The 20,939-nt window shown below is 62.5% G+C and carries 15 protein-coding genes and 1 pseudogene; 5 read left to right on the top strand and 11 right to left on the bottom strand.

The features are described from left to right. Nucleotides 1-43: 43 nt before the first annotated feature. The 7 genes from OXU43_01395 to smc form a co-directional block, all read right to left on the bottom strand. Nucleotides 44-1,450, bottom strand: a complete 1,407-nt coding sequence (locus tag OXU43_01395) for a Do family serine endopeptidase (GenBank protein MDD9823825.1) — start codon at nucleotides 1,448-1,450, stop codon at nucleotides 44-46. Continuing rightward, complete coding sequence (locus tag OXU43_01390; protein MDD9823824.1) at nucleotides 1,450-2,445, bottom strand: MucB/RseB C-terminal domain-containing protein; 996 nt, start codon at nucleotides 2,443-2,445, stop codon at nucleotides 1,450-1,452. The genes OXU43_01395 and OXU43_01390 overlap by 1 nt, the downstream gene beginning before the upstream one ends. Continuing rightward, nucleotides 2,408-2,902: a sigma-E factor negative regulatory protein gene (locus tag OXU43_01385; GenBank protein ID MDD9823823.1), complete on the bottom strand. Its 495-nt coding sequence runs from the start codon at nucleotides 2,900-2,902 to the stop codon at nucleotides 2,408-2,410. The genes OXU43_01390 and OXU43_01385 overlap by 38 nt, the downstream gene beginning before the upstream one ends. 4 nt (nucleotides 2,903-2,906) lie before the next feature. Further along, nucleotides 2,907-3,482, bottom strand: a complete 576-nt coding sequence (rpoE, locus tag OXU43_01380; protein ID MDD9823822.1) for an RNA polymerase sigma factor RpoE — start codon at nucleotides 3,480-3,482, stop codon at nucleotides 2,907-2,909. A gap of 96 nt (nucleotides 3,483-3,578) precedes the next feature. Beyond that, entirely contained in the window at nucleotides 3,579-5,954 is a 2,376-nt protein-coding gene (gene ligA / locus OXU43_01375; GenBank protein MDD9823821.1) for an NAD-dependent DNA ligase LigA, read from the bottom strand. Nucleotides 5,955-5,960: 6 nt separating this feature from the next. Next, on the bottom strand, nucleotides 5,961-6,809 hold the full coding sequence (locus OXU43_01370; protein MDD9823820.1) for a hypothetical protein: 849 nt from the start codon (nucleotides 6,807-6,809) through the stop codon (nucleotides 5,961-5,963). An 11-nt stretch (nucleotides 6,810-6,820) separates the two neighbouring features. Beyond that, nucleotides 6,821-10,342, bottom strand: a complete 3,522-nt coding sequence (gene smc, locus OXU43_01365) for a chromosome segregation protein SMC (protein ID MDD9823819.1) — start codon at nucleotides 10,340-10,342, stop codon at nucleotides 6,821-6,823. 184 nt (nucleotides 10,343-10,526) lie between these two features. Here smc and queF point away from each other — a divergent pair, with 184 nt between their 5' ends. From queF to OXU43_01340, 5 genes and pseudogenes are all read left to right on the top strand, one after another. Continuing rightward, entirely contained in the window at nucleotides 10,527-10,904 is a 378-nt protein-coding gene (gene queF, locus OXU43_01360; GenBank protein ID MDD9823818.1) for a preQ(1) synthase, read from the top strand. A 453-nt stretch (nucleotides 10,905-11,357) separates the two neighbouring features. After that, nucleotides 11,358-14,147: pseudogene (locus tag OXU43_01355) on the top strand (ribonucleoside-diphosphate reductase subunit alpha). 25 nt (nucleotides 14,148-14,172) lie between these two features. Beyond that, nucleotides 14,173-15,339 carry a ribonucleotide-diphosphate reductase subunit beta gene (locus OXU43_01350; GenBank protein ID MDD9823817.1) on the top strand — a complete coding sequence of 389 codons (1,167 nt, stop codon included), beginning with the start codon at nucleotides 14,173-14,175 and terminating at the stop codon, nucleotides 15,337-15,339. A gap of 224 nt (nucleotides 15,340-15,563) precedes the next feature. Next, a complete protein-coding gene (locus OXU43_01345) occupies nucleotides 15,564-16,481 on the top strand; it encodes a site-specific DNA-methyltransferase (GenBank protein MDD9823816.1) in 918 nt (305 codons plus the stop codon). Nucleotides 16,482-16,499: 18 nt separating this feature from the next. Then, nucleotides 16,500-17,192, top strand: a complete 693-nt coding sequence (locus OXU43_01340) for a HisA/HisF-related TIM barrel protein (GenBank protein MDD9823815.1) — start codon at nucleotides 16,500-16,502, stop codon at nucleotides 17,190-17,192. A 374-nt stretch (nucleotides 17,193-17,566) separates the two neighbouring features. On the opposite strand, the gene fae is transcribed toward OXU43_01340, so the two are convergent. The 4 genes from fae to mch form a co-directional block, all read right to left on the bottom strand. Next, a complete protein-coding gene (gene fae, locus OXU43_01335; GenBank protein MDD9823814.1) occupies nucleotides 17,567-18,079 on the bottom strand; it encodes a formaldehyde-activating enzyme in 513 nt (170 codons plus the stop codon). A 2-nt stretch (nucleotides 18,080-18,081) separates the two neighbouring features. Continuing rightward, nucleotides 18,082-18,951, bottom strand: a complete 870-nt coding sequence (locus OXU43_01330) for a triphosphoribosyl-dephospho-CoA synthase (GenBank protein MDD9823813.1) — start codon at nucleotides 18,949-18,951, stop codon at nucleotides 18,082-18,084. 71 nt (nucleotides 18,952-19,022) lie between these two features. Beyond that, entirely contained in the window at nucleotides 19,023-19,949 is a 927-nt protein-coding gene (locus tag OXU43_01325) for a RimK family alpha-L-glutamate ligase (GenBank protein ID MDD9823812.1), read from the bottom strand. Beyond that, nucleotides 19,942-20,919, bottom strand: coding sequence for a methenyltetrahydromethanopterin cyclohydrolase (gene mch / locus OXU43_01320; protein ID MDD9823811.1), 978 nt, complete (start codon nucleotides 20,917-20,919; stop codon nucleotides 19,942-19,944). Before mch ends, OXU43_01325 begins: the two co-directional genes overlap by 8 nt. Nucleotides 20,920-20,939: the final 20 nt, after the last annotated feature.

The raw sequence follows: 20,939 nt of genomic DNA, 5'->3' as shown, positions 1-20,939 counted from the left end.
ACGCGCCGCTGGACGGGGCGGGCCTGGCCAGGCTCCTGCTCCTTCAGGGCAAATCCTCGGGCAGCGGGTCACGCCGCAACGCCAGAAACAGGGGTACGCCGTCGCGTTGGAGCAGAATCGGCACTGGCTTTCCCACAGCAAGCTTACCGGCCAATGCGCGGAAGTGTTGGCTGCCTTCGAGCTCGCGATTATCGAACTGCAACAGCGCATCGCCTACGCGGATGCCGGCGGCGAGCGCCGGCCCCGGCATCACTTTCCGTACGACCACCCCGTGGTCGCCAAGCGCCAACTCCTGCCGCTCCTCCTCGGTGGGATCGCTCACCTCCAGTCCCAGGGGCGCTGCGGGCGGTGCAACATCCGCCAACGGCCGATCCGCTGCATCCCCAGGCAATTCTCCTACAGTGACCTGCAGGGTTCTGCTACGCCCGTCCCGGATCAGTTCGAGCGCCACCTCGCTGCCGATGGCCGCGGATCCAACCCGCGGCGGCAGGTCGGAGGCGTAGATAATCTCCCGGTCGCCAAAACGCACGATAACATCCCCTTCCCTCAAACCGGCGCGCATGGCCGGGCTGGCCGGCAACACCTGGGCGATCAAGGCGCCGCGCGCCTGGTCCATGTTAAACGACGCGGCCAGTTCGTGGGTAACATCCTGTATGCGCACTCCAAGCCAGCCGCGCGTGACCCGGCCATGTTCGCGGATCTGCCGGTAAACTTCCATGGCGAGGTTGATCGGAATGGTAAAAGACAGCCCGGAGTAGCCGCCAGTGGGACTGAAAATCTGTGCGTTCACGCCGACTACGTCGCCGTTCAGGGTAAACAGCGGCCCGCCGGAGTTGCCCGGGTTGATGGCGACGTCGGTTTGGATATAAGGCACGTAATTTTCGTTCGGCAACCCGCGGCCAATGGCGCTGACGACCCCAACGGTCACCGAATAGTCGAACCCGAAGGGCGAGCCAATGGCCATGACCCATTCCCCCACCCTGAGGCGGGAGGAATCGCCGACGGTTACTGCGGGAAGGTCTTCGGCATCAATATGCAATACGGCGAGATCGGAATGTTCATCGGTACCTATGAGTTTGGCCCGGAACTCGCGGCGATCCTGTAGCCGCACCACGATCTTCTCCGAGTTGCCTACGACGTGACGGTTGGTAAGGATATAGCCGTCGGCAGAGACCAGAAAACCCGAACCGCGCGGGGCAGACCAGGGGGTCCGTCCGGCCGGGGGGTCCTTGAAGAACTTCTCGAAGAAATGGAACAAGGGGTGATCCTTGGGGATCTCATGCCTGCGTGCGATTTGCGGCGGTGCGGCATGGGCCTCGATACTGACCACCGCGGGGCTGTTCTCCTCGACCAGGTCAGTAAAGTCCGGCAGGGGCGACGCGGCGGCGAGGGGCAGTGCCGCCGCCCACAGGATCGCCGGCAGCAGGATGTTGCGAAACCGCCCCGGCATCACGACCCGGAAGCCGGCCGCGCCGAATCGGCGATGAGCCGCACCGTGCGTAACGGAACAACGCCGATGGCAGTGACCTGGTAGCCGTCTTTATAGGCCGTGTGGGCATTGAGCCCGCTCAGATTGGTGGAACCCTCCGGGATATACAGCGATCCCCCGGGCCGGACTTCAATGAATACGGAGACGGAAGCAAGGCCGTCGGTCAGTACGACTTGGTTCACCGGCGCTCCTGCGATGCGTAATGGTTGCAAGCCTCCATCCGCCAGAGCAAAACCGTGCGCCGCGGCAGAAAAGGTCCAACCGGACTGTCCTTCTTCCCCGGCAACCGGCGCCTCTTCTTCCCAATCGTGTGAAGAAACAGCGTCATCCTCCGTCGTTTCCGGCTCCAGCAACCGTAGCGACACGAAGGTAATCTGCTCGATGATGCGGCCGTTGGATTCCTTCACTTCCGATTGCAGCAGCAGGCAGGTTGCCCGGTCTATGTGAAAGCGACGGCCGTAGCGCAGATCGTCCAGCGGACGCGCCTCCAGGATCCAAACAGGGCGCCCGACCACACGACCCTCCCCCGTCACTTGCAGGTCGTAGTACTGCTGCATTTGCCGAATGGAGAGCCGCGGCAAGGGGGCCAGGCGATCCGGCCGCATATTCGGGTTCTTCAGCAGGTAGCTGCGGTCCTCGGAGCGGGCGGACACGCCCGATGCCCGGGCACGGTCAGGGAAAGGCTCACGCACGAGCCCATTCAACGAGACAATTTTCTGCTCGCCAGGATGATGGTGGATCACTCGTACTGGGGAGATCAAATCGTCCCGGCGGTACAGGAAGACGCCATCGTATCGCAATTTGCGGTTGGCCTGGATCATTTCCCGCAACAACCGATCCGCGGGTTCCGTATCCCGAGATTGCGCCTGTGCCTGAAAGGCCGGAGACGCAAACGCGAGCAGGAACGGGAGCAGAAATTTACGGCCCAGTCTCGGTAGCCGCCACAATTCTGGCATAAGAAAACATTCCCTGAGCGCTGCTGTGGGCGAGATACTCGCTGTGGTGGACCAGATAAATGGCCAAACGGCGTTGCGGCGGCGCCAGTTCTCCAGGCACCCGGCTAACGATCTGCAGAGGCAAATCCGGCAACGCCACGACATTCTCCCCGTTCCCGCCGCGGTCACCGACCGCTGGCACCAGCATCATAACGATCCCAAATGTCAGCAAGACCGCCAAGGCGCAACCAAAGGCCAACGCCAACCCCCGGCGGCGGGGGGGAACGGGCTGCAACAGGCGTGCCCGCCCGGAAAACTGGCTGCGCAGACAGTCGCCGATCACGTGGTAGCCGCGCCATTTTGCGCGCAACCCGGGATCGTGCAACAGGCGCTCCAGCGCACCCTCCTGGCATTCGGCCTCGTCATCCAGCCAGGCAGACAGCCAAGTTTCCGTCTGAGGATTATTTACTCGGTTCACGGTCCTATTCCTCCTGCAATTCCCGCAGGCGCTGGCTAATCGCCTCCCGGGCACGAAAGATGCGGGAACGAACCGTGCCTATGGGACATGACATGGCTTCGGAGATCTCCTCGTAACTGAGTCCTTCCACTTCACGCAAGGTAATAGCTGTCTTCCACTCTTCCGGCAAGACTTCGAATGCCTGGATGACAACCTCCTGGATTTCGTCACGCAACAACGCATGTTCCGGGGTATCATTTTCTCTTAGATTTTCTTCATTGGCAAATGGTTCCGGAACATCCGGCCACGGAAGCGATACCGGGCGACGAGACTGCATGGCGAGATGGTTGCGCGCGGCATTAATGGCAATCCGGTACAGCCAGGTATAAAAGGTGCTCTTTCCCTGAAAAGAGCCCAGACCCTGGTAAGCGCGCAGGAAGGTCTCCTGGGCAATATCGTAGGCATCCTCCGGGTTCGGCAGGAGGCGGCTGAGCATACGGTGCACACGCTGCTGGTATTTCGCCACGAGCAAATCGAAGGCATGGCGGTCTCCCTGCCGGGCACGGTCCAACAATAGCTGTTCGGCATTATTCTTCTTCATTACAGGTATCTCCGGGGCGTATCTCCGGGGCGCCGCCCGGATGCCTCCATTCCCTGTTACAACAGACGCTGGGACCTGCCATGCGGACCGCCCTTCTTAGTCCGCATCTAACAGTCGCCGCAACCCTTCTTCGTCCAGTTCCGGTATGTGCAGTGCGCGCGCCTGGCGCAGCTTTTCTCCGGGCGACCGCCCCACGACCAAATAACCAGTGCGGGAAGATACGCTGCTGCCGACCCGTCCCCCGCTGGCCTCGATCAGACTCTTGGCCTGCATCCGCGACAGGGACGGCAAGGTACCGGTCAACACGAAAATCGGCGACTTCCGGCCCGGCGCCGCGGAAGCCCCTTGCCAGCAAAGCCCCAGGCCATGTAGCTGATCGACAATGCGCCGGTAGTAAGGATCGGTAAGCAGGGCCAACAGCGCCGCCGCCGTAGCCGAGTCCGGCCCCCCCTCTTCCCCCAAGGCAGCGGCCATGCCGTCGCGCCCCTGGGCAAGGAACTCGCGCAAACTGGAAAACCGCGCACCCAGCCAGGCGGCGCACTGCTGCGCCCGTCCCTTGCCGATGCCCGCCAGCGGCGGTCGCTCCTGAAATCCCCGCGGGGTCGGGATGCGCAAGGGTTTGCAGCCAGAGCCGAAAGCGGCCCGCAAATGCTGGAATCGCTCAAAGAAATCAAGCAGTGGCCGGGGATGGCTTTCAGGCGCAGGCATTGACTCCTTCCAGGATACCCCGGATGCCCGTAACCGGGAGATTTGTTCCCGGTTCTCCGGGGCCTGCAGGAAGCCGTAGATCTCCTGTGCTCTTTTCGCGCCGATGTCAGGGACGAAGCACAAGACCTCGACCCCGGCGCGAAGCAACTCATCCAAGCGCGAAAAAACCGCTGCCAGGCAATAGGCGAGCTGTTCTCCCACCCCGGAGATTCCCAAGGCGTATAGAAAGCGCCCCAGGGTCGTCTGGCGACTGGCATGGAGGTTGGCCAACAGGTTGTCGGCCGAGCGATCGGCGACTCGCTCCAGCCGCAACAGGTCTTCACGGCGCAGGGAATACAGATCCGCTGGCGATTGCACCAAGCCTTGTTCGAGCAGCTGCTCAATAAGAGCGGCGCCGAAACCCTCAATGTCCATCGCCTTGCGTGAGACAAAGTGGAGCAGACGGGTCTTGCGTTGCGCCGGGCAGTGGTCGCGGTTCCGGCAATAGAGCAATGCCCCTTCGGTGCGGACGCCGCTTCCGCAGGCAGGACAGTTTGCCGGCAGGCGGCAAACCGCAGCGTTGGCGGGGCGTAACTCCCGTCGTACCCCGACGACTTCGGGGATGACATCCCCGGCCCGACGGACAACGACGGTATCGCCGATACGGATGTCCCGCCCCTGGATTTCCTGCCAATTGTGCAGCGTAGCATTGGTCACCGTGACACCGCCGACGAATACCGGCGCCAGACGAGCCACTGGGGTCAGGACGCCGGTACGGCCTACCTGCGTCTCTATGTCCAGAATCCGGGTATTCTCTTCCCTGGAAGGGAATTTAAATGCGATGGCCCAACGGGGGGCGCGCGCGACCGCGCCCAGGCGAGCTTGGTCAGCCAGGGTCTCTACTTTGAAAACCGCGCCGTCAATTTCGCAGTCCAATCGCTCCCGGCTGGCAAGAAGCCGGCGATAGTAGTCCAGGCACCCGCGGCTGCCGCGCACGATCTCGAAGCGGGAAGAAACCGGCAATCCCCAGGCCGCCAGTTGCCGCAACAACTCAGAGTGCCGTCGCGGCCGGAGGCCGGAACACTCTCCGACGCCGTGCGCCTGGAAACGCAAGGGGCGGCGGCGCGTCACCGCCGGGTTCAATTGCCGCAGACTGCCTGCCGCTGCGTTGCGAGGATTGACGAAAGGTTTTGCCCCCGACTCCCGCTGGCGACGATTCAATTCCGCGAAGCCTTGGCGGGTCATATAGATCTCGCCCCGAACTTCCATGCGCGCGGGGAAGGACGCCCCCAGCAGGCGCGGCAGGATCATGCCGATGGTGCGGGCATTGGCTGTGACCTCTTCGCCGACCCGACCGTCACCGCGGGTCGCGGCCTGGAGTAATCGGCCATGCTCGTAGAGCAAATTGAGCGCCAAGCCGTCCAGCTTGGGCTCGGCAACATACTCCACCTCCTTCGCGTCTAGCAATCGGCGCATGCGTTCGTCAAAAGCGCGCAGTTCTTCCCGGTCAAACGCGTTGCTCAAAGAGAGCATCGGCGACAGGTGGCGCAGTGCCCGAAAATCGCCCCGCGGCCTTCCAGCTACCCGTTGCGTGGGCGAGTCGGGGACGGCCAGTCCGTATTGCTCCTCGAGGCGGGCCAGCTCGCGCAACAGGCGATCATATTGGGCATCCGGGATCAGTGGCGCATCCAGCACGTAATAACTGTGGTCGTGCCGCAGGATATCCTGGCGCAATTCGGCGCAACGCCGCGTCGCCCGCTCCCGCTCTTCCTCCTCACAGCCCACGCGGGCTTACCGCTCCGCGGTCGGCAATGGACGACAAGCCTGTTCGGCATACCGATGCAGCTGCTGTATGCCTTCTGGAGTGAGCGCCTCGCCCTCAGAATTGGAAAGTTCTCCGCCAAGCTGACGGGCCACTGTGTGCGCCCCTTCCAACATCCGTGCCAGGGATTCCACGCCATCGGGATGCGGCAGGCGCAGAAAGAACACCAGGCCGCCGGTGCGCAGGCGAGGCAACTCAGCGGCAGATAAGGTCCCCGGTTCGTACATATTGGCTACGCTGAACGAGGGCATGGCCTGCGTATTCTCCACCGAGACGCAACAGTGGAAGATATCCAGGGCGCCGCGCCGTAATCCGGCAGACTCCAGAGCCTCCTCGATCTCCGTACCGGTAAAGGCTCTGTCTCCGCGTGCGGTTACATAGACGAGCAACAGCTCTTCTTTGTCCGTCAGGCTCCCGGAGGAGGGGGCGGGGGCTTGTGTGATCGTATCGTCCGCCTTGTCATAGGGGAGATCAGGAGGGGCGGCATCGGCAAAGACCCTGTCGTCAGGAGGCCGGGTGACATCGTCATTAAGGGGGCCGCCGGCGCCAGGCCGGGTCGGCGCCGATGCCAGCGGCGGGAGTGTCCCCCGGCGCCGTTGCCGACTGCTGTGGATCAAAGAGCCGAGTTCGGCAAGAGTCTGCCGCCGCGCGGAACCAGAACCTTCTTCCTCTCGCCGCCGCCCGTGCACGTTGTCGCCATGCGACCTGCCCGGCAGACGGCGGTTATCGCGGCGCCCCTTCACGGCTCCCCAAAGATAGAGCCCCAACAACAGCAGTAGCCCCAACAACAGGAGACTGAAACGCAAACTGCCGTCCATCGCTCGGTACGCTAGGCCGTGGCAGCCAGCTCGACGGCCTCTCCGACATCTACAGAGACGATGCGCGAAATGCCCGGTTCCCGCATAGTAACTCCCAGCAGGGCATCGGCCATTTCCATGCTGATCTTATTGTGGGTAACGAAAACGAATTGCACCGTATCCGTCATGGAGCGCACCAACTCCAGGAAGCGGCCAACATTGACATCGTCCAGAGGCGCGTCCACCTCGTCGAGCAAACATAGCGGCGCAGGGTTCAAACGGAAGATGGAGAAGAGCAAAGCTACCGCCGTCAAAGCCTTTTCTCCTCCGGACAACAAGTGGATCGCCTCCCCTCGTTTTCCCGGAGGCCGGGCGCGGATCGCCACCCCGGACTCGGCCTGCCCGGGTTCGATCAGTTCCAACCGCGCTTGTCCGCCGCCGAACAGACGAGGGAACAAGTCTTGCAAGTGCCCGTCCAGTTTCTCCAAGGTATCTTGAAAGCGCTTCCGCATCTCCCGATCAATACGACGAATCGCGCGCTCCAAGGTCTCCAGACCACGCTGCAGATCCTCGTACTGGCGCTCCTGCTCCTGCTGCCGCTCGGTTAACCGGGCATGTTCTTCCACCGCCGCCAGGTTAACCGTGCCCAACTGCTGGATTCGGCGCTGTATTCTGTCCAAGCGCTGTTGCCAAAGCGCGGGATCGGCACCCTCTTCCAGGCCGGACAGGACTTCTTCGGGGGTGCCAACGCCGTCCAACGCGGTCAACCGCTCTGCTGCCGCCTCCATGCGGACCCGGGCTTCGCCGACGGCGAGCTGCTCCTGCTGCACCGCGGCCTCCTGTTCGCGCAGGCGGTTCTCGCACTCTGCCCGCTGGCGCTCCTGCGCCTGCTGGCTCTCTTGCTGCCGAGTCAACTTCTCACGCCCCTGTTGCAACTCCCGCTCCAATTGCAGGCGCTGCTCCAGCCCCTTTTGCAACCGCTCCTGCCAGCCGGCCAGAGGAGCCCGGGCCTGCTCCAGATCGGCGCGTAGCTCCCGGTAGCGCACCGCCAGCTGTTGCTGCGCCTGTTGCTGACGCTTCAAGGCCCGTTGCCGCGACTCCTTTCGGGAGTTCAATGACTCCAACTGCAGGTCTGTTTCGTGCAACGCATCGCCGCTCGCCTGCCAACGCTGCCGCGCCGCCGCCAATTCGTCCCGCTGCCGTTGCCGACGCTCTAAAAGTCGTTCGCGTTCCTGCTCCAACTTCTCCTTACGCGGCTGCAGGGATGACAATAGTTGCCGCAGCTTTTCTTGTTCGTCTCCGATCGCGGCCCCTTCCGCCGCAAGCTTCTCGAGTTCCCGCCCGATACGCTCAGCGCGTTCCTGGCGCTGCTGCCGTCGGGCCCGGTCGGCAGCCAGGCGAGAATGTCGCTCGCCAAAGGCTTCCTGGCAAACCTGCAGCCGCTCGCGCAATTCCTGGCAGGCGGCTTCCTGGCGCGCGGCCTCGCAACGCAACTGCGCCAACTCCTCTTCCAGCCCGCGATAGCGTTTCCGCGACTCGGCATAGTCTTGCTGCAAGCGCTTGCGTTCGACCTCCCGCTCCAAAATGCTTTCATCGCCGCGGCGGCGCATCAGCCATAACCAGTCGCGCCCCAACCAAAGACCATCTGGCGTCACGACGCTTTGCCCCGGCTGCAGGCGCTGACGCGCAGCCAGCGCCGCCTCCGTATGTTCGGCGGCGAACACGCCGGCAAGCAAGCCCGCGGGAAATTCCGGAGTCTCTATGTAGCGAAGCAAAGGAGGCAACCCGTTGTCTTTCGCATCCGGGGGCGCGGCGGGGCACGGCAATCGGTAAACGCCCACCACGCCCGCCGACAACCGATCCAGGGCTGGAAACACCCCTTCCAGGCTGGGCGACTCCACCGCCTGCAAGTATCTTCCCAACACTAATTCCACCGCCTGGCGCCAACGGGGCGCCACCTGCAAGCGTTCGCCCAGGCGCTGTACGGCGGCGAGCTGCGTCTCCTCCAGCCACTGGTTGACCTGCTCCTGATCGCTGCCGAGCGCTGCCTGCTGACGCGCCTGCAGGGAAGACAGCGCGGAATGCATCTCCTGGTGGGCGGCGCGTTCCTTGTCCAGGCGCTGTTCCAGGTCCGCGACCGAGGCGCGCAATTTCGCCAGGGTACGGCGGGTATCTCGCTCCGCGGAGCCCAGCTCTTCTCTCTCCCGCTCTACCCGCGCCAGCTGTTCCCGTTCCTGACCAAGGAGAACCTCGTGCCCCCGCGGATCGAGTTCCCGAAGCTCTCCCTGGAGCTCCTGGCTACGGCGTTCGGCCTCACGCTTGCGGGCGGCGAGATGTTCCAAGCGAGTACGGGCTGTCTCTTCCTCACGCGTCAGGGCGCCCGCCTTTTCGCTGCAACGATCGCAGGTTTCCTGTCCTTCCTGCAACAGACGGTCCGTTTCCTGTAGCGCCGCCTGCGCCCGCTCGCGCTCGCGCTGCCGCTTCTCCCGCAAAGGGAGCAATTTCCGGCACTGGCCTTCCAGGGAATCAAGTTCCTGCTGTTCGGCCCGGCAATGCGCCTCTTCCTCCGCCAGCAGGACCTTATTTCGTTTCGACTCCTCTTCCAGCGCCGCAATGCGCTCCCTGCCATGCTTTAGGTTTTGCTCCCAGCGGGAAATCTCGGAGTGCAGACGGTAGAACTGCCCTTGCAAGTCGTCGCAAATCCGGTTGAAAGCCGCGCTTTCCTGCCGCACCCGGTCCAGTTCCGCCTCCAGATGGCGCAGACGGCTGCGCTCGCCTTCGGCCGCAAGTTCCAGTTCCTGGCAGGCCCCGTGCAAACTCTGGAACCGCTCTTTCAGCCGTTGCCAGTCCAGTGCCAACAATTCGCCTTGCAATTGCCGCTCCCGGTCGCACAATTGCCGATAGCGCTTCGCCTGCGCGGCCTGCCGCTCTAATTCTTTAATCTGTTTATTCACTTCATCTTGTAAGTAACTTAAATTCAGTATATTTTCCTTCGCTCTGCGGATGCGCCCCTCAGCCTCCCGGCGGTCTTCCCGGTACTTGGAAATGCCGGCGGTTTCCTCGACATGCGCTCGCAATGCGTCCGGTCCGGCATCGATCAGGCGCGAGACCATTCCCTGTTCAATAATCGCGTAACCGCGCGGTCCCAGGCCAGTCCCGTGCAGCAAGGCAGTGATGTCCCGTCGGCGGCAACGGGTCCCGTTCAGGAAATAACTGGAAACCCCCTCGCGGTCCACCTGTCGCCGGATGGAGACCTCCCGGTAAGAGAGGAAACGCCCCCCCAAGCGCCCCTCGTTGTTATCCAGGAGCAATTCGACGCCAGCTTGTCCGGCCGGCTGGCGGTTGCGCGAACCGGAAAAAATGACCTCGGAGATGAGTTCGGCGCGCAGGTGGCGGGCGGAACTCTCCCCCAGAACCCAGGCCACGGCGTCTATCAAGTTGGACTTGCCGCAACCGTTGGGCCCGACAATGGCGGTCAGGGGGCGCCGCAAGTCCAGGGCAGTGGCATCTACGAAGGTCTTAAAGCCTGACAAACGAAGCTGGCGTAACCGCATGGCCTGACAAAATACCGGCTTACCGGGAGGGAGGCAAGGATCGCCCCCCGGAACGGCCTGTGGGATAATAAGTATGCAAATGGGACGGACGCCGCCCTTGCGGGAGGGGTCGTAACGGCATAGCAAAGCGTGGCTGAACGTGAGTGCGAAAGAGCAGAAAACAGCAGCAAGAACCAGGCGCAAGATTTTGGAGTGTTTCCCTAATCCCTCGCCGGAGCGGGACTATACCCTGCACATCCGCATCCCCGAGTTCACCTGCCTCTGTCCGCGCACGGGTCAACCCGATTTCGCCGTGCTCGAACTGGATTACGTGCCCGAAGCGCTTTGCATCGAACTGAAGTCGTTGAAGCTCTATATCCATTCTTATCGCGACCTGGGAACCTTCCACGAGGCGGTCAGCAATCGCATCCTGGACGACCTGAAAGCGGTATTGGCGCCACGCTTCCTGCATCTCACCGCCCGCTTTAACGCCCGCGGCGGCATCCAGACCACCGTGGCAATAGAGTACCGTCGCCCGGACTGGACCCCTTCAACCCTTTCCTCCTCTGCCGCTTCGCCGTAAGACCGGCGCCTTCAGGGCCGGACGCAGCGGGCGCACGCCAAGCCGTCAAGGGCCTTCGGCATAATTGCCGAACCGGGAACAGCAGCATCGTCCTGGACGCCCCCCCGGGACGCAACTAGACAGCGCCCCGGAGCGGCCAGCGGCCTCCCATGCGCGCCATACCCATCCTGTCCACAGACCCTCCCCAGGGTTTCCACGGGAATAAACACAATATTTGCCTCTTCCGGACGGGTTGACCACAAGATATAGTGGCGCTACACTGGCGCAATGTCCACTATTGGGAACCAGGGCAACCGGAAACCGGGGGACGCAGTCAAGCAAAGACTGGTTCTGGATATGGCCGGTTCGGGATACGGGGTATAGAAGATGACTACACTTTCCGAAAATCGGTCGGGAGCAGGAGCAAAGGCAGCTCCCGGCTGGGAGAAACGGCAGGATTTTACGGGCGACGAGGCGGAGCTCCTGGCGCATCGTCCGGGCCAATCCCGGGTAATCCGGCGCAACGGCAAGGTCACTCCCTTCGATACCAGCAAAATCGAAGTGGCCGTGACCAAGGCCTTCCTGGCCGTGGAGGGAGGGAACGCGGCCGCTTCCAAACGGGTCCACGAGACCGTGGAGCGGTTAAGCCGGCAAGTGGTCCAGGCTCTGCACCGCCGCTATCCTACTGGCGGCACGCTGGCTATCGAGGACATTCAGGACCAGGTCGAGCTGGCCTTAATGCGGGCAGGAGAACACAAGGTCGCGCGCGCCTATGTTATCTACCGCGAAGACCGCGCCCGCGAGAGGGCCCGTCGCAAGGGCAAGGAGAAGGGAGGGAAGAGCCCTTCCCTGACCGTACTCTTCCCCGACGGTCAGCGAAAACCGCTGGACAAGAAGCGGTTGCGCGCCATCGTCGCCGAGGCCTGCCAGGGACTGGAGGCAGTGGACGCAGAGCAAGTCCTCAGCGGGGCGCTGGACAACTTGTACGACGGCGCCAGCATAAGCGAGCTGGAGACAGCGCTGGTCATGGGCGCCCGCGCTCAGATCGAACAGGAGCCGAACTACTCCTACGTAGCCGCCAGGCTGTTGCTGCACGGTCTGCGCCGCGAGGCCGTAAGCCATGTTCTGGACCGGCCGCTTTCCCCCACCCGCAAGGAAATGAAAGAGTTATACCCGGAGTATTTCTCCAAATACATTGAGGAGGGAGTAGCGACCGGATTGCTGGACCCGCAGCTTAAGCAATACGATCTGGGAAAGCTCGGCGCCGCTCTGGACATCGATCGCGACCTGCGGATCAACTACCTGGGGCTGCAAACTCTTTACGACCGTTACTTTATCCACCGCGAAGAAGTGCGTCTGGAATTGCCCCAGGCCTTCTTCATGCGGGTAGCGATGGGCCTCGCCCTCCACGAGGTGGAACGGGATCAATATGCCATTGAGTTCTACCGCTTGCTGTCCGCTTTCGACTTCATGAGCTCCACCCCTACCCTATTCAACTCGGGGACCTGCCGCCCGCAGCTCTCGAGTTGCTACCTGACCACCGTGCCGGACGACTTGGAGGGCATATACAGCGCCATCCGGGACGATGCCATGCTGTCGAAGTACGCCGGCGGCCTGGGCAACGACTGGACCAACGTGCGGGCCATGGGCGCCCATATCCGCGGCACCAACGGCCAGTCGCAGGGAGTCGTGCCGTTCCTCAAGGTAGTCAACGATACCGCCGTTGCGGTCAACCAGGGCGGCAAACGCAAAGGGGCCATTTGCTCCTACCTTGAGGCCTGGCACCTGGATATCGAAGAATTTCTGGAGCTGCGGAAAAATACCGGCGACGATCGGCGGCGCACCCACGACATGAACACGGCCTGCTGGGTACCGGATTTGTTTCTCAAGCGCGTCTGCGAGGATGGGGAGTGGCTCTTGCTCTCCCCGAACGAGGCGCCCGACTTGCACGACCTCTACGGTTTGCGGTTCGAGCAGCGCTACCTTGAGTACGAGCAACGGGCGCAGGAAGGGAAGCTGCGTAACTGCCAACGCATCCGCGCCGTCGCCCTGTGGCGCAAGATGCTCACCATGCTCTACGAGACAGGCCATCCCTGGCTTACCTTCAAGGATTCCTGCAACCTGCGCTCCCCCCAACAGCATGCCGGGGTCATTCACTGTTCCAATCTGTGCACGGAGATCACGCTGAACACTTCCAGTGACGAGATCGCCGTCTGCAACCTGGGCTCGGTCAACCTCGCGCAACACGTCAACGAGCAGGGGCTGGACCATGCCAAGCTGGAGAGAACCGTGCGCACCGCCATGCGCATGCTGGACAACGTCATAGACTACAACTACTACACGGTGCGGGCGGCGCGCCAGGCCAACCTGCGGCACCGCCCCGTGGGCCTGGGAATAATGGGCTTCCAGGACTCCCTGTACAAACTGCGCATCCCCTACGCCTCCGAAAAGGCGGTAGCGTTCGCCGACAGCAGCATGGAGGCAATCAGTTACTATGCGATCCGAAGTTCCTCTGAATTGGCGGAAGAGCGCGGCACTTACAGCAGCTTCCCAGGCTCGTTGTGGAGCCAGGGCATCCTGCCCATAGATTCTATCTCGCTGTTGGCCCGGGACCGGGGCGAGTACCTGGAGGTCAACACGGACCGGACCCTGGACTGGGACACCCTCCGGGAGCGGGTGCGGCAGCTTGGGATGCGCAACTCAAACTGCATGGCGATCGCCCCAACGGCGACGATCTCGAACATCTGCGGTGTCTCCCAATCGATCGAGCCTACCTATCAGAACCTGTTCGTCAAATCCAATCTGTCCGGCGAGTTCACCGTCGTCAACCCCTACCTGGTGCGCGATCTCAAGAAATTGAGTCTGTGGGACGAAGTTATGGTCAACGATCTCAAGTACTTCGATGGCAGTGTGCAACAAGCGGACCGCATCCCTGCCAACCTGAAGGAACTCTATACCACCGCCTTCGAGATCGATTCACGCTGGCTGGTAGAGGCGGGGGCTCGGCGGCAGAAGTGGCTGGATCAGGCGCAGTCGCTGAACCTGTATGCGGCCGCCCCTGACGGAAAAAATCTGGATGAACTGTACAAACTGGCATGGCGGCGCGGGCTGAAAACCACCTACTATCTGCGCAGCATCGGCGCCACCCATGTCGAAAAAAGCACCACGGAGAAGGGGCGGCGCGACGCCAACCCATTGAACTCGGTACAGACCGTACCGGAGGTCTGCGCTCTGCACGACGGCGAGTGCGAATCCTGTCAATAACTAGGGGAACCAGGAGGACAACATCATGCTGGAATGGAACAACACGGCGTCTGCGACGCCGCAACCCGAACGGCCATGGACCGACACCGACGCGCCCGCCCCCGCCGCCCAGGAGGGCAGCGGCAACCGCGGCAGTAGCGGCGTAACCGGCCTGGAGGAAGTGGAATTTGGCGCTCGGCGCGTCACCGTGGACGACAAGCAAATGATCAACTGCCGCGCCGATCTCAATCAACTCGTGCCCCTGAAGTATAAATGGGCCTGGCAGAAGTACCTGGACGCCTGCGCCAACCATTGGATGCCGCAGGAAATCAACATGAACGCCGACATCGCCCTGTGGCGGGATCCCAATGGCCTGAGCGAAGACGAACGCACCATCCTCAAGCGTAATCTGGGCTTTTTCTCCTCGGCCGACTCGCTGGTAGCCAACAATCTGGTGCTGGCGGTCTATCGCCACATTACCAATCCGGAATGCCGGCAATACCTGTTGCGCCAGGCCTTCGAGGAAGCGGTGCACACCCATGCCTACCAGTACTGCGTGGAATCTCTGGGACTCGACGAGATGGAGGTATTCAACATGTACCGCGAGATCCCCTCCATACACGACAAGGCCGCCTGGGCGATGCGCTACACGGACAGCCTGGGCGACCCTGAGTTCCACACCGGCACCCTGGCCGCCGACCGGCGACTACTGCGGGATTTGATCGCCTTCTATGTAATTTTCGAGGGCATCTTCTTCTACGTAGGCTTCGTGCAGGTGCTTTCCCTGGGCCGGCGCAACAAGCTGACCGGTTGCGCCGAACAGTTCCAGTACATCCTGCGCGACGAATCTATGCACATGAACTTCGGGATCGATGTCATCAACCAGATCAAGATTGAAAATCCACGGCTTTGGGACGACGCAATGAAGCAGGAAAGCGTCGAGATGATCCGCAAGGGCGTGGAGTTGGAGACGCGCTATGCCCACGACACCATGCCGCGGGGGATCCTGGGGCTGAATGCCCGGATGTTCTCTGGTTACCTGCAATTCATTGCCAACCGTCGCTGTGCCCAGATCGGCCTGCCCGAACAGTACGCGGGCGCAACCAACCCGTTCCCCTGGATGAGCGAGATGATCGATCTTAAGAAGGAAAAAAACTTCTTCGAGACACGGGTGACAGAGTACCAGAGCGGTGGCGCGCTGAACTGGGACTAGCAATGATCGCTGACCGAAAGGGAATTCGGTCCTTGCCTGGTATCGCCTGCCTGTCTGATGCCAGGCCTTCTTATTCCGCCAGGGCGGGCCGTCGCGCCAGCGGCCCGCCCCGGTTTCCAGCGGCGCGGCGGCTTTTGGCCCTATTGCGATAGACTCGCATTACCGGCAGGCGGATAAACGAAGCGAGCCATGCGGCGGTCCCTGGCCAACACGATATAGCGCAAATGCCCGCGCTTTTTCCGATCCGCAAGCGTTTCGCCGCCGACGGACGGGCGGTCGTGTTCCCGGGGGACTGCAGGGAATTGCTCAAACAGGTCCCCGACGAATCCATCCAGCTGGTAGTTACATCGCCCCCCTACAACCTGGGCAAGGAATACGAAAAAAAGCTGCGACTGGATACGTACCTGAAACAGCAGGATGCGGTCATCGGGGAATGCATTCGCGTTCTCTCTCCGGCCGGCAGCATCTGTTGGCAAGTCGGCAACTACGTGCGGGACGGGGCCATCGTTCCGCTGGACACGGCGCTATACCCACTATTCGAGAACCGCGGCCTAAAGATGAGAAATCGCATTATTTGGCATTTCGAGCATGGGCTGCATTGCAACAAGCGTTTTTCCGGGAGGTACGAAACGATCGCCTGGTTCACCAAAACCGACCGTTATATCTTCAACCTCGACCCGGTGCGGGTTCCCCAAAAATATCCCGGCAAGAAATACTTCAGGGGCCCCCGGGCCGGCGAATATTCCTGCAACCCCCTGGGGAAAAACCCGGGCGACCTGTGGGCGATTCCCAATGTCAAAAACAACCATGTGGAGAAAACCGAACATCCCTGCCAGTTCCCGGCAGAGTTAATCGAGCGGCTCGTGCTCTCGATGACCGCCGAAAACGATTGGGTGCTGGACCCGTTCCTGGGGACGGGAACGAGTATCGTCGCGGCGCTCAGGCACAACAGGCGGGGCGCCGGCGCCGAGGTATGCACGCCCTACGTAAGGCTGGCGCGCGAGCGCATTCGCCGGGAAATGGCGGGAACGCTACGCACCCGGCCCATGCACAGGCCCGTATATGACCCGGGCAAGGCGGGGAACCGGCTCGCCGCCCCGCCACGGGGAAAAGAAGAGACAAGCAATGCGACAAGGCAGTAGCGAGGCAAAAAGTGAGCGTTGTACGAGCCGCCCATGATCGTGATCCCCGCGGTTGACCTGTGCGCCGGCCAGGCAGTGCATGCCCATGGCGGCGCCCGCGCCGACTACCCGCCATTGCATTCGGAGTTGTGTGGCGGCGCAGAGGCCGCTACGGTGGTGGCGGCGCTACTCGATTACTACCCGTTCCGGCGGCTCTACCTTGCGGACCTGGATGCCTTGCAAGGAGGGCCCGGCCAGACGGATTGCATCGCCGTCCTGGCGAGGCGCTTCCCACAGGTAAGCTTCTGGCTGGACTGCGGGAATGCGCCGTTGCCCTTCGGCAACAATCTGCGGCGCGTACTGGGCAGCGAGTCGAAACTGATGCCGGAAAAACTGTCTCAGCAAGAGAGGCGGAAAGCGATCCTGTCGCTGGATTTCCGTGCTGGGCGGCTGCTGGGCGGCGCTGCCTGGCTTGCCCGGGCAGAAATCTGGCCGCAAGAGATTATCGTTATGGCATTGCACCGCGTCGGCAGGCATCGGGGCCCCGACCGCCCACTGTTGCGCCGGCTGTCCAGGCGGCTCCCGGCAAACAGGCTGTACGCAGCCGGAGGGGTGCGCGACGCGGCCGATCTGCGCTCCCTGCGCCAATTCGGCATTGCCGGCGCCTTGGCGGCCACCACCCTGCACCGACGCCAAGTGTCTCCCGCGGAGTTAGCGGCGCTTGAAGCATGAATTATGGAACCGGCCATGAATCCGTGTCTCACGCCGCTGGCAATATGCCCCCGCACATGCACGACTGCCGCCTCCCCACAGGGTTTTTGCGGCCGAGAACCACCACCGTGCGTTCATTGACGGCTGCTGCCCGATAGCGCCCCGGAACGGGTGCTCTCATGCATCTTGGAACGCCGGTCCGCGGTGGCGGCTTTGGATCTGGAATTCCCAAAAAAAAGCGCCCCGGCAGGGCCGGGGCGACAAAACAACATTGAGTGCAAACCGTAACCGCGGTCTCTGCGCAGCTATACGGGCCGTAGGGCCGTAGTAACTGCCGACGTTCTTTACATAGGAAAGAACGCCACTGGACTCAGAGGTGCGGTTACCGGCGCGACTCAGGAGTGGGCCTGGAAAGGATGATCGGCGCTACCGCGCTTGCTCAGCACTTCGGACGCCTTGGGGGCTTGGCCTACCGCGCGCTTGATCGAGAGCTTGGTCGCTTCGTAATTGTAGTCCTGGACCTTGTTGTCGTCCTCTGCCAGCCAGTGGATGAACACCCCGACACAGATAAATATGTCCTCCGCCTCGTTCGCCGGAATGGTGCCGTCCTCGACGCAGTCCATGACGGCCATGGAAACCGCCCGTTGCGCCGGGCCGAACATCTGCACCGCCTGCTTTGCCCCCTTGATCGTCACCTTGTTAACCAGGAGCGTGTGCGGTTTGCACGGCAGGTTGGGAGCGACCACCGCCAGAAGGCTGGTAAAGCCGTCTTTATTGTTGGTGATCGCGTTGCAGAAAGCCGATTCGGCGGCACTGCCCCTCGGCCCCATGATCAAGTCCACGTGGGCGACCTCGTTGCCCTCTCCCACTAGGGCCTCGCCGACCAGCACTCTGTCTATCGTTGCCATTTTCACTTCCCTCCATGACAGTTATCGTTACCAGTATCTTGCGGTAACGCGCCGTCTCCGTGCACCAGGCGCCAAGCCAAGAGGCTGGCCGCCGCTAAATCGGCGCTGGTGCCAGGATTGATGCGCGCCCCTTTCAGCTCACCGTCAAGCTGCAACAACGCGGGCAGGCAATCCCGAGGATCTTCGCGGACCAGCAATGCCTGCCGCATCCTCAATGCCTTGCCGCACAATGCTTCGGCCGCCGCCCTTCCGTGCCTGCGACATACGTGACTATCGGCGAAGCTGCACAAGAACTCAATATAACACATTGTCAACGCCCACTCTACATCCCCATAGCGGGCCAGCGCTTTAGAAAAACAGGGAATCCCGGAGGAAAATATGTCCTCATAGCCGCTCACGTACTGCAGAGCAATGCGGTCGCGGCGGCGGGCATGGCGCATCGCCTCCAGTAGTTCATGACCAGAGGCGGAGCGGACATCGTAGCGCCGGCTGCTGCCCAGCCCTCCGGGCCGGGCCTCGCGAATGGCGCGGAAAATTCGCTCCCCCTCCACTCCCCGCAGATCGGCCAGGGTCTTCGCCAGCGCCTGCCGCAGGCCCGCCAACCCGCCTGCCGGCGCTTCTTCGGCTGCCCGAATCAGCGGGGCGAAGAGTAGCAGCATCCCCAAGTTCGTGTTGCAGCCCACCTGCCGCATGGTGGCCTGCACGGCCCGCAAGATACGCTCCCCCACCGACCGGGCGCGCTCGCAAAGAATCGGACTGACCACAGTGCCGCTACGCAGGAAATCCTCTGCCCGCATCCCGTGGCCAGCGGCATAGCGGCTGACGTTGCCCGGCTTGAGCGCCATAACATCCGCCGCGAAGCAGGCGCGCACTAGCCGCGGCGCGATAGCGACTCCCGGCGGAGCGGCCGGCAGGGTGTCCGACGGACTCCCGCTCTCCCGCCTCAAGCCCAGGTCCCCGCCGTCTGCATCCTGGCCCGCATGTGCCCGGCCAACAAGGCAGCGATATCCAGGGAACAGGTGCGCTGCAGCCCCTGCCAAGCCGGGATGCCGTTCACCTCCAACAGGCAGAGCCGCTCGTCCGCCCCAGCAATCAGGTCCACCCCCGCGTAATCCACCGCCAGCGTCTGTGCCGCCGCCTCAGCCAAACGGCAAAGCCGGGGTTCCAAGGGAACCGGTTCGCAACGTCCTCCCTGGGCCCGGTTGGTAATCCAACATGTATTGCGCCGCAGCATCGCGGCGCGCGCCCGACCGCCGATCACCAATACGCGGATATCGCGCGCTTCCTCCCCAGCGTGCTCGACCAACCGTTGCAGGTAATAGACCCCGCGGAATTCCGATTCTCCCTCCCTTGGCAGAGGTACGCCAGGTTCCAGCAACCGCAACCCCCGGCCTTGAGAGCCGAACAACGGCTTGAGGACCACCTTGCTGCCGGCCTCCCACTCCCGTTCGCAAAGTTCCTGCGCCTGCCGCTCCGATTCGCAAATCCAGGTAGCGGGGGTAGGCAAACCGGCACGCCGCAAAAGAATGTTCGTCATGGCCTTGTCCACCGTGTGTTCGATCGCGCGAGGGGGATTACATACCGGTATTCCCCGCGCCTGCAGGTCGTGCAGCAAGTCCAGTCGCAGGATCACCTGCTCCAGAGTACCTGTAGGGATACCGCGCACCAGCACGCCTGCCGGCATCCGCGGGCGCCGCCCCGGCAAATGAAGTCCCTGGCGCCCCGCGCCCCACTCCAGGCGGCAATCGCTCAGGGAAAGGAAAGAAACGCGCCCGCCCAAGCGGGCAAATGCCTCCTTCAGGCGGCGCCCATGCCAGCCGATCTCCTCCGCAAAGACGACGATATGGCGGCCGGAGACCTCGCTAGACACCGCCGGGAGAGCCGAAAGAACGGTCCAGCAGCTCCTCGTCCCGCCTGCCGGAGTGAAAAGTGCGGCCCGTGACGAGGGAGGTGACCGCCACCCAAGCAGGGGCGAACAGCATCGGGTCTATTCGGTAAAAGTCGAACTCCGCCTCTCGGAATACCTGGGCAAAAGGTTTACCGTAATCGCGCGAGGCACTGCTGGGCAGCCGCTCGGCCAGTTCCCGCGCCTCCTCATCGCCGGCGGCGACGAACAAATGTACCCGGCCGGCAAAGAGGATGGCATCGTTGCTGCGGCCCATAGCGACGAGCTGCTCCGGGGCCGGCGGACACAGGGGGGCGCTGCCCATGCCGTCCACGATCCCGGACAGCGGGAAGCGCAGTTCGTGCGCTTTGTGCAAGGCCGTCTCCAGTACCCGGGCGACAATCTGCACAGCGCCGCTCAGGCATGTGGTAGGGGTCAGAATCAAGCTAAGGGACTCCGGCCGCAAACTACATGCCTCGGCAATCTCCAGCACCAGTTCTTCCGGGGGCAAACGATCCGTCTCCAATACCAGAACGCTCTCGCTAGCCCGGTCCCGGTAGCCCAATTCCTGAAACAAAGGCTCCTTGCTGCCCAAGGCCCGGGCCGGTCCCGATCCCAGGGCGAAAAAACCATCCTTGCCGCTACCGTGAGACAGCTTCCAGCCGGCATACTGGCTCCCCAGGCAGGCAACGACGGGGCTGGCGCTACGCACGTCCACCTCCCAGGGCCAATGCCTCAGCCCGGCACCTGCCCGTATATCTACCCGGGCCAGCCCCCCCAAACAGATCTCCGCAATACGTCTGCCTGCTTCCAGGCTGCCCGGGACCTCAATGCCGGCATCTATGATCGCAGCGCCGCCAGGAGGCGAATGAACCGCAATCCGCAGTGACTCCTGTTCCTCCCGCAAGGAGCGCAACAATGGCATTGCCCCGGCACTAATACTAAGTTTATCCATTAATTAATTCTTATAAACCT

This window comes from Gammaproteobacteria bacterium (assembly GCA_028817255.1).
Taxonomy (GTDB): Bacteria; Pseudomonadota; Gammaproteobacteria; order Porifericomitales; family Porifericomitaceae; genus Porifericomes; species Porifericomes azotivorans.
This window is presented reverse-complemented; position numbering and strand designations above follow the sequence as displayed.